11 protein-coding genes are annotated in these 9,406 nt (G+C 37.8%); 3 read left to right on the forward strand and 8 right to left on the reverse strand.

Annotation, left to right across the window (positions count from 1 at the left end; genetic code table 11):
* The 3 genes from ABXZ36_RS14430 to ABXZ36_RS14440 are packed head-to-tail and all read left to right on the forward strand — an operon-like array spanning window position 1 to window position 2,851.
* Complete coding sequence (locus ABXZ36_RS14430) at window positions 1–804, forward strand: Cof-type HAD-IIB family hydrolase (protein ID WP_354616387.1); 804 nt, start codon at window positions 1–3, stop codon at window positions 802–804.
* 32 nt (window positions 805–836) lie between these two features.
* Window positions 837–2,099 (forward strand): DUF819 family protein, encoded by a 1,263-nt coding sequence (locus ABXZ36_RS14435; protein WP_354616388.1) that lies wholly within the window; start codon window positions 837–839, stop codon window positions 2,097–2,099.
* 44 nt (window positions 2,100–2,143) lie between these two features.
* A complete protein-coding gene (locus tag ABXZ36_RS14440; RefSeq protein ID WP_354616389.1) occupies window positions 2,144–2,851 on the forward strand; it encodes a DUF4369 domain-containing protein in 708 nt (235 codons plus the stop codon).
* Window positions 2,852–2,909: 58 nt separating this feature from the next.
* On the opposite strand, the gene ABXZ36_RS14445 is transcribed toward ABXZ36_RS14440, so the two are convergent.
* The 8 genes from ABXZ36_RS14445 to ABXZ36_RS14480 all read right to left on the reverse strand — a co-directional run.
* Window positions 2,910–3,179 carry a hypothetical protein gene (locus tag ABXZ36_RS14445; protein ID WP_354616390.1) on the reverse strand — a complete coding sequence of 90 codons (270 nt, stop codon included), beginning with the start codon at window positions 3,177–3,179 and terminating at the stop codon, window positions 2,910–2,912.
* Window positions 3,180–3,327: 148 nt separating this feature from the next.
* Window positions 3,328–4,290 (reverse strand): type I phosphomannose isomerase catalytic subunit, encoded by a 963-nt coding sequence (locus tag ABXZ36_RS14450; RefSeq protein ID WP_354616400.1) that lies wholly within the window; start codon window positions 4,288–4,290, stop codon window positions 3,328–3,330.
* Between the two features lie 2 nt (window positions 4,291–4,292).
* Entirely contained in the window at window positions 4,293–4,754 is a 462-nt protein-coding gene (locus tag ABXZ36_RS14455; RefSeq protein ID WP_354616391.1) for a peroxiredoxin, read from the reverse strand.
* 3 nt (window positions 4,755–4,757) lie between these two features.
* Window positions 4,758–5,165 (reverse strand): 6-pyruvoyl trahydropterin synthase family protein, encoded by a 408-nt coding sequence (locus ABXZ36_RS14460; RefSeq protein ID WP_354616392.1) that lies wholly within the window; start codon window positions 5,163–5,165, stop codon window positions 4,758–4,760.
* A 1-nt stretch (window position 5,166) separates the two neighbouring features.
* Window positions 5,167–5,694, reverse strand: coding sequence for an isopentenyl-diphosphate Delta-isomerase (gene idi / locus ABXZ36_RS14465; RefSeq protein ID WP_354616393.1), 528 nt, complete (start codon window positions 5,692–5,694; stop codon window positions 5,167–5,169).
* 103 nt (window positions 5,695–5,797) lie between these two features.
* Entirely contained in the window at window positions 5,798–6,760 is a 963-nt protein-coding gene (locus ABXZ36_RS14470; protein ID WP_354616394.1) for a PorP/SprF family type IX secretion system membrane protein, read from the reverse strand.
* Window positions 6,761–6,765: 5 nt separating this feature from the next.
* Window positions 6,766–8,739: a T9SS type B sorting domain-containing protein gene (locus ABXZ36_RS14475; RefSeq protein WP_354616395.1), complete on the reverse strand. Its 1,974-nt coding sequence runs from the start codon at window positions 8,737–8,739 to the stop codon at window positions 6,766–6,768.
* A gap of 86 nt (window positions 8,740–8,825) precedes the next feature.
* A partial coding sequence (locus ABXZ36_RS14480; protein ID WP_354616396.1) for a hypothetical protein occupies window positions 8,826–9,406 on the reverse strand: 581 nt, incomplete at its 5' end.

The following is a 9,406-nucleotide window of genomic DNA, read 5'->3' on the forward strand; positions in this document are numbered from 1 at the left end:
ATGAAGTTCAAGATTTTATGTTCCGATTTGGATGGCACCCTGCTATCCAACAAAAACAATGTTTCGGATTTTACCATCAGCGAAATACAACGTATCAAAAACGCGATTAAGATTATTTTGGTATCCGCTAGAATGCCCCAATCAATGACCTACCTCCAGCGGAATTTAGGAATTGAAGACCAACCTATCATTTGTTATAATGGAGCCTTGATCTTGGACGGCAAAAAAGAACTGGCCTCCACAGTCATGACCATTGACCATCTGGATCAAATCTATGATTTATCCGAATCCCTTGGTATCAAATTAGGTTTATACCACAAAGATGAATGGTATGTGGAAGACAATACAGAACGCGTTAGAAAAGAGATATACCATACACAATCTACCCCTATTTTCAGAGATACCACGGTATCTATCACTGATTGGAAAAATCGCCATATTGGCGCACACAAAATAATGCTCATGGGTAACAAAACAGCTACGGACATGGCATTTGTACAACTCGAAAAACAATTGGGCCAAGAGCTTCATATTTATAGATCAAATGAAACCCTGATTGAACTGTCTCCAAAATCCATATCCAAACTTTCTGCGATACAAATCTTACTAACAGCAGGGGAAACTCTTGAGGACGTTATTGCATTTGGGGATAATTACAATGACATGGAGATGTTAAAACATGTTGGTTACGGGGTGGCCGTAGGCAACGCAAGGGAGGAGTTAAAACAGATAGCGAAAAGTGTAACCCTGCAAAATACAGAAGATGGGGTCGCTTATTTCATTAAGCAGCATATTATAATTTAATTATATTTGGCAAGCAACCAATTCCTATTTACATGAATGATCCCCTAATAACAAACGATACCGTTGTTTTTGGCCTTATAGCACTTTGTTTAGGTTTTATATTTTACACCTCATCCCGTAAAACTGGATTTTGGAATTCCTATTACAGCGTAGTTCCAGCAGTTTTAATGTGTTACCTCTTACCCGCAATTTTAGCAAGTTTGGGTATTGTTTCCGACGAAAAATCGAACCTATATTTTATGGCCAGTCGGTATTTACTACCCGCTGCCTTGGTATTGATGACCCTAAGCATTGATCTTAAGGCCATTCTGAACCTTGGCTCCAAGGCTTTAATCATGTTTTTGACAGGTTCTGTAGGGATCATAATTGGAGGTCCAATTGCTATCTTGATTGTTTCCATCTTCTCCCCTGAAACCGTAGGAGGGAACGATTTTGATGCGATTTGGAGAGGGTTGTCTACCATTGCTGGTAGTTGGATAGGTGGCGGTGCCAACCAAGCAGCTATGCTAGAGATTTTTCAATATAATCCCGAAAAATATGGAGGAATGGTCCTTATTGATATTGTGGTTGCCAATGTTTGGATGGCCATTATTCTACTAGGAGTTGGTAAAACTAAAAAAATAGACAAATGGCTTAAAGCGGATACCTCTGCCATAGAATCCTTAAAAGTTAAAGTAGCTAATTATACGGACAAAATTACTCGGGTACCAACGCTGAATGACTATATGATCATTTTATGTTTTGCGTTTACCGCTGTTGGTGTTTCCCACTTTTTTGGAGATTACTTAAGTGAACTTTTAACTAGTTCCTTCGAATCTGTAAGGGATACGAAAAGCTTTTTGTCCTTCTTGGGTTCCAATTTCTTTTGGATGGTGGTCATAGCAACAGTTTTGGGCATCCTCCTATCTTTTACCAAGGCTAGAACGTACGAAGGTGCCGGTGCCAGTAAAATAGGAAGTGTATTTATATACATCTTAGTAGCCACCATTGGAATGAAAATGGACTTGGCCATGGTACTAGATAATCCAGGATTAATAGCTATTGGATTTATTTGGATCGGTATACATGCAGGACTATTAATACTAGTAGCAAAATTAATAAAGGCTCCCTTTTTCTTTTTGGCCGTTGGCAGTCAGGCAAACGTTGGTGGCGCAGCCTCCGCACCTGTTGTCGCGGCAGAATTTCACCCATCATTGACCTCAGTAGGAGTCCTTTTAGCCGTCTTTGGATATGTGGTTGGCACTGGAGGCGCTTTATTATGTGCTTACCTTATGGAAATTGCCTCAAAAATTTAATTTTTAATAAACTTTCATCATATTTGCGGCACTAAACAAACAACATGAAGAATATTTTATTTTTGGCCGTAATCGGCATTTTTATGATCTCCTGTGCTGGTGATACAGAGCAGACAATGACCGTTTCTGGAAATGTAAAAGGACTTAAAAAAGGGACCCTATATTTGCAAAAGATACAGGATTCCACTTTAATCACCATAGATTCCTTAACCGTTGAAGGCAATGGTAATTTTGAATTCAAAACTGAAATGGAAAGTCCAGAGATATTTTACCTATATCTAAAGAAAGAAGATAATAATGACATTAATGACCGAATCACCTTTTTTGGTGAACCTGGAAACATTACTATCAATACCTCTTGGGACACTTTTGATACCAAAGCAAAAATTGAAGGTTCTGAAACCCAAAAAAAATTGGAGGAATATAGAGGCGTAATGTCAAAATTTAATACTAGAAATTTAGAATACCTCAAATTTAGATTCGATCCACAAGTCTTAAAGGATTCCACTGCATTGGACTCTGTAAAAAAGCTAAGTGACAAAAATATTCTAAGAGGGTATTTGTATGCACTTAACTTCGCTTTAAATAATAGAAATTCTTATATTTCCCCTTATATCGCTTTAACTGAAGTATCGGATGCCAATACCAAATACTTGGATTCCATCAATAATTCGTTTAGCCCAGAAGTAGCAAATTCTAAATATGGAAAGGAACTGAAAAAATATCTGGAAGAAATAAAGAAAAATGAGTAACAAAAAAAACATCCACCAAATGGTGGATGTTTTTTTATATGCTAAAGCTAAATTAAGATTAGCCCAAATTATTCAATTGTTCTACCAAGGTAGTTGCCTTAACTTCCAAGTCAGTCTTAACAGACTTTAAATGCTTGGCTCTATCATCAACATCTTTTTTATTTACTTTTACGATTAATTCATCGAATGTTGTAATCGCATTTTCTATCACAGTAGATCCTTCTTTTGAATTTCTATTGTTGGTAGATGCTTCCCACAAATAAACTGCTTCGATAATATCTCCTAAAACATAATTGATGTCCTTTTTTAAATCTCTTATACTTGCCATTTGTACTACTTTTAATTTTTTACAAAAGTACACTTTTTGATAGTAATCAAATATTTTATAGTTCTCTTTTTAATTCTTCTAAAATTCTCTTAAATATAAGCGTAATACCTTATAAAATGAGCTATTTTAGACAATTTCTATCTGATTCTTAGATGGTCACCTCCAACAACTTAGCCCCAGAGGTTTGTATCCCGATCTTTTTTGAATCTGCAGGAACCAAAACTGTTTCTCCTTTTTGGATTTTCGCCTTACCATATTCATTGGAAATAGAGGCTTTTCCACCCACACACATATAGATGGTAAATGAATCCCTTTCTGTAACATCTTGATCCATATCATCCGTCAATTGAAGAAAGTTAGTCTTAAAATAAGGACAATCAACCATAGTATTCACAGTATCCATTTCTTTGGGATAGGCTACCTTAAAATCGTCCTTCATTTCATAATCAATGGCATCCAATGCCATTTCTGTATGAAGTTCCCTGAAATTCCCATCTTTGTCTTTTCTATTGAAATCGAAAACTCTATACGTCACATCCGATGTTTGCTGAATCTCCGCCAATAGTACTCCAGCACCAATGGCGTGGATCTTTCCGGTATTGATAAAAAAAGTATCTCCCTCTTGAACGGTTTCGTAGTTCATCAAATCCAGTAAAGTGTCATTTTCTAAACTTTGGGAGTACTCTTCTTTGTTGACTTCTTTATTAAAACCTACTATTAAATTAGCGTCTTTATCTGCATCCATGATATACCACATCTCAGTTTTTCCAAAAGAATCATGTCGCTTTTTTGCGAGTTCATCGCTAGGATGTAGTTGTATGGAAAGGTCTTGCTTGGCATCTATAAATTTAATAAGGATAGGAAATTCCTTTCCAAATCGATTAGTTACACCTTTTCCCAAAAGCTCTTCTGAATATGAGTTTATAAGTTCCTGTAGGGAAGTTCCGGCAAGTTCCCCATTGGAAACAACGGATACATCCCCCTTCACTGTGGATAGTTCCCAGCTTTCCCCGGTGATATCGCTATCAATGAATTTTCCCAAAACCCCTTTTAACTTGGTGCCTCCCCATAAACGTTCTTTAAGTATTGGGTGAAATTTTAATGGATATATATTCATTCTGCTACACCTGATTTTAAGACCTCCAGAGCTTTCTCCATATGTTTTGAAGCACTTATACTATTAAAGACCATGATTACTTTCCCTTTTTTATCGATGACATAAGTTTCCCTCCCTGGCAACAAATTAAACAGATTATTATCTACTTTAAAGGCTTTTCTAATCTTTTTGTTCTCATCAGACAACAAAATAAAGGGCAATCTATATTTTGAAGCAAATTTTTGGTGAGATTTCTCAGAATCTGAGCTAATGCCTATCACTTCTGCACCAAGATCCCTAAACTCCTCGTAGCTGTCCCTAAAAGAACAAGCTTCCTTGGTACAACCCGGTGTATCGTCCTTGGGATAAAAGAAAATGACCATAGCTTTGCTTCCTGTGATGGCAGTAGTAGAAAACAAATTTCCATGCTGATCTTTCAAAGAAAATTCTGGTATACTATCCCCTATTTGTAATGCCATGATTTAGCCGTTAAAGGTTACAAAATTCCTTGGGGTCTCATAAAGAACCACCTCTAAATCGCTGGAAGCCTCAATATGGGGTCTCAATTTTTGCCAAATCACCACTGCAATATTTTCTGCAGTTGGGTTCAATTCCTTGAAATCGGGCACTTCAACATTCAGGTTTTTATGATCAAAGGCATCCTCAACCTCGGCTTTTATCAAATCTTTTAATATTTTAACATCTATCACAAAGCCAGTTTCCGGGTCTATTTCTCCAGTAACACTAACTATCAATTCATAATTATGCCCATGGAAATTGGGATTATTGCATTTCCCAAAAATAGCATCGTTCTTTTCAAAGCTCCAATCCTTTCGGTACAATCTGTGTGCTGAATTAAAATGTGCCTTTCTACTTACTTTGACTTTCATGTTACTTAGGGGTTTGGATTAGATGATTGTAAAATCGTTCAAAAATAATTTTGAACCATGCCGTATAGGTATCTGGATTTTTGGAAATATCATTTTTCACCTCTTCGGGTTTCATCCATTTCCAATCTGCTACCTCTTCGGGATTAATAGCAGGATCTGCTTTATAGTTCCCGATCATCACATGATCAAATTCATGTTCTGTAAGTCCATTGTCAAACGGGGCTTTGTAAATAAATGAAAAAAGTTCGGTCAATTCGGTTGAAAATCCCATTTCCTCTTGAAGTCTACGTTTACCTGCCGAAATATTTGTCTCACCTACCCTTTGATGACTGCAACAGGTATTGGTCCATAATAATGGAGAGTGATATTTATGAGCAGCCCGTTGTTGGAGCATGGTCTCCCCCTCTTCATTCATCACAAATACCGAGAATGCCCTATGGAGGAGGGCCTTTTCATGGGCTTCCATCTTGGGCATGGTACCGATCTGCTCATCGGATTCGTTAACTAATATTACATTTTCTTCTTTCATACGGTAAAAATAAGACCTTTACCTAATTTTAAAAGTTAACTACAGCATAAAAAAACCACTTTTTAACAAAAAGCGGTTTTAATACTAGATAACAAAGCTTTTTTCAAAAGAATCTTGGCGATTTTAGATTGTCCAACGCCTTTATAAAGTCATACCTCAAAATCACCTCAAATGATCCATCGTTGAACATAGCGCTTCCCAATGCTGTGGTTTCCCTATCATAGGCCAAACCAATGAGCATATTATTTTTTAGGTTAAAACCGATCATTCCACTCACGGCTGCGTCCCACCGATAGGCTGCTCCCAATATAAATTTATCGTTGTACATGACATTAGCGGAAACATCCACCTGTAATGGTGCTCCCTGTACCACTTTGGTCAATAAAGCGGGCTTAAATTTCCAAAAAGAATCCAATTCAAACACATAGCCGGTAATCAAATAGAAATTCATTTGTTCCTTTGCTGTAGAAAGGGATGATTCTTCAAAATGTGAAGTTTCCAAAAACCTGGGAACGGATAGACCCAAATAATAATTTTCTGTGTGGTAATAGACTCCAGCCCCAACATTTGGCGATAGTTTGTTTTGAATATCCTGTTGTAAGGTTGGGTCCTGCCCATTGGAATAATCTTGATTCAATTGAGAAAAACGAACATCCAGGAGATTTGCACTTGCCTTTAAACCAAAAGACAACCGACCTTCTGTTGATGTGTAAATAGTGTAAGAAAAATCTAGATCAAAATTGGTTTCCGAAGTTGGTCCTATTTCGTCATTCACAATAGAAAACCCTAAACCTACCCCTCTATATCCTATTGGGGAATGAACGTTTAAACTCTGTGTTGTAGGAGCACCTTCAAGACCTACCCACTGTGACCTGTAAAGAGCTGCAATACTCATATGACCCCTAGAGCCCGCATATCCTGGATTTACCGTTACCGTATTGTACATATATTGGGTGTATTGCGCATCTTGTTGCGCAATAACAGTTGTAGCACAACTAAAGGAAAATACAAAAAGTATGAAGCTTAATGCGAAAGAGGTAGGTATATATCGATGTAAGGTCTTCATGTGTATTATCTATTTATATAAATGTATCCTGATAGAGATTTCGTATTACCAGACTGCTCCTTATAATCTAATATATAGAAATACGTTCCTACCGGAAGTTGGTTGTCTTGATCTACCGTTACCCTGCCATTAGAGGTGCCATCAAAATAGTTTCCTTCGGTGTCATAAGCATTGGTGCTATAAACCAGTACACCCCATCTATTGAATATTTTCAGGGTATTTTCCGGATAATTTTCCAAGCCTGTAATTTTTAAAGTATCGTGTATCCCATCACCATTAGGGGTAACCACATTAAATACTTCTATATTTCCTGTATTAAGTTCAATTAAATCTGAATCTAGGTAATCTGGAATACCATCCCCATCTGCATCGTCATTAGTATAATCACCATCCCCATTAAGATCTTCATCTCTAGTTTCTATACCATCATCATCATCATCCGCATCCCTATAGTTTGATTCTTCATCTCCATCAGTATTCGGTAAATCTGAATAAGGATCGTTAAACTCGTCATTTACATCTATATCGATAACTGTGGTACCCTCAAAACCATCATCAAGACCATCATTGTCCTTATCGGAACCAAGTAGAACAAAATCGGCAATACCATCAAAATTATAATCATGTCCTTCTACTAGGTCTAGAATATTGTCATTGTCACTGTCTTCATCCAAATAGTCTGGCAAACTGTCCCCATCTGTATCTATAGGGAAGAGTCCAAATAATCCATTCTGCTCATAGTTGTCATCCAAGCCGTTGCCATTATTGTCCTGTCCGCTTGGTGGTATGTAACCAGATGTTGATTGTGCCTCAACGTTGTCAGGTATACCATCATCATCACTATCGATATCTAAATAATCGGGAATCCCGTCCCCATCAAAATCTGTTGGGTTGGTGGATGGGTCACCATCTGCATCTAAATTAAGATCTTCAAAAGCATCCAATATGCCATCATCATCACTATCAAGATCAACAACGGAGGTAGAATTCACCACTATTGTGATATTTGCCGTGCTACAATTTCCAGCATTGTCGCAAATGGTGTAAGTAAAGGTATCAGTCCCAACAAATCCAGGAAAAGGCGTGTAGACCACTACATCATCTGATGGATCTGTTGCGCTGCCATTGTTGTTAATGGTTATTGTTCCATTGGAAGGATTGGTAGCCGTTAACGTTCCAATAGTTGGGATGTCATTGTCATTATTGGACCAAATAGCAATAGCCAAAATGGTATCCTGATTCATCGCAACCATATCATCGTAAGCGTCTACAATTGGCAATACATTTATATTGACTGTGGCAGTACTGCAATCTCCCGTCGTATTACAAATAGTATACGTAAAAGAATCAGACCCATTGTAATCTGGGTTTGGTATGTAGGTCACAATATCATCTGTAGGATTATTTGGCGTACCATTATTATTGATATTTACTATGCCATTGGAAGGGTTTGAGGTTGTTAAACTTCCAGTAGTAGGCAAATCATTATCGTTATCATAAATTGGGACTACGACCGATTTGTCCTCATCTACGGTCACAAAGTCGTCCTGAAGATCAGCAGATTGATCTAAGCACACTACGGTAAAATTGGGTAGATCTATACTGTTGCCCGCTTTCATTAAAGTAGCGGTATACCTTACCACATTTTGGTCTGCAGTGACTATTGGTCTCAATGGATCACCGCTTACTGCTGGAGACCAAGTTACTGTGGCACTAGCTCCTACATTGGCAGATATATCCAACGTAACTTGATTGTTTGGACTATTGCAATTGGTAACAATAAAATACCCAGTGGCATTATGGCCACACAAGGTACCGTCATAGGTGGCGAAATAAACTCCTGGCAAAGTCACCTCATAAAAGAAATCTGTGCTCAATACCGTGGCAATATCCGAAGCTTCATACCACTTATAATTATTTTCATCACTACTGTTCGGAGCTTGCAGCAAAAACTGTGCATCCGCTCTGGTAATACTCATTAGAGTAATTACCAAAGTGATAAATAGCAGATGATATAGGTTGGTCAGTTTCAAATTATTTTTGGTTCGTTGAGGCTTAATTTCTATTATTTTACTACGAATACTACATTAATCAACGAGTTATAATCTGAAGGTTGCCCTATGATTGTATACGTTAATTTGCCATCGGCAGCAATACTCATTGTCCCTGTATTAAATACTGTTGGATCCGCATAGGTCACATAATAGTACAATTCAGCCGAGGTATAGGTAGGCACCGCTGCCGGTGCCCCAGCACTTCCTACTGTTGGGGAACCATATTGGGCTATATACTGCGCATATAGATCAATGGTAAATGTTCCGTTAGTTGAAGCATCAACCGCTATGGAAGGCGGGTAAAAAATCCTGGCTGCTTTTGAAACAATAGGTGCTATATCTTGAATAGCTTCTTCAACGGTACCTTCCGTTGCACCGTCTCCGTCTACATCTATAGGAGTTACAACATTTACTTCTGTTGCGGTTTGATCATCTGTTCCACTATTATTAAGACTTGAAAGGTCTACCGTAGTAGAAGATCCATTCTCGATATCTATTTGAAGGATATTACTTGCATTTAAAGAAGCCCCAGTAAGATTCTGGTCATCTGTGCCCAAAGAAGCCAAAGGTACCGTCAAGGTTCCGTTTGAAT

The sequence above is a fragment of the Sediminicola arcticus genome, from assembly GCF_040566695.1.
Classification (GTDB): domain Bacteria; phylum Bacteroidota; class Bacteroidia; order Flavobacteriales; family Flavobacteriaceae; genus Sediminicola; species Sediminicola arcticus.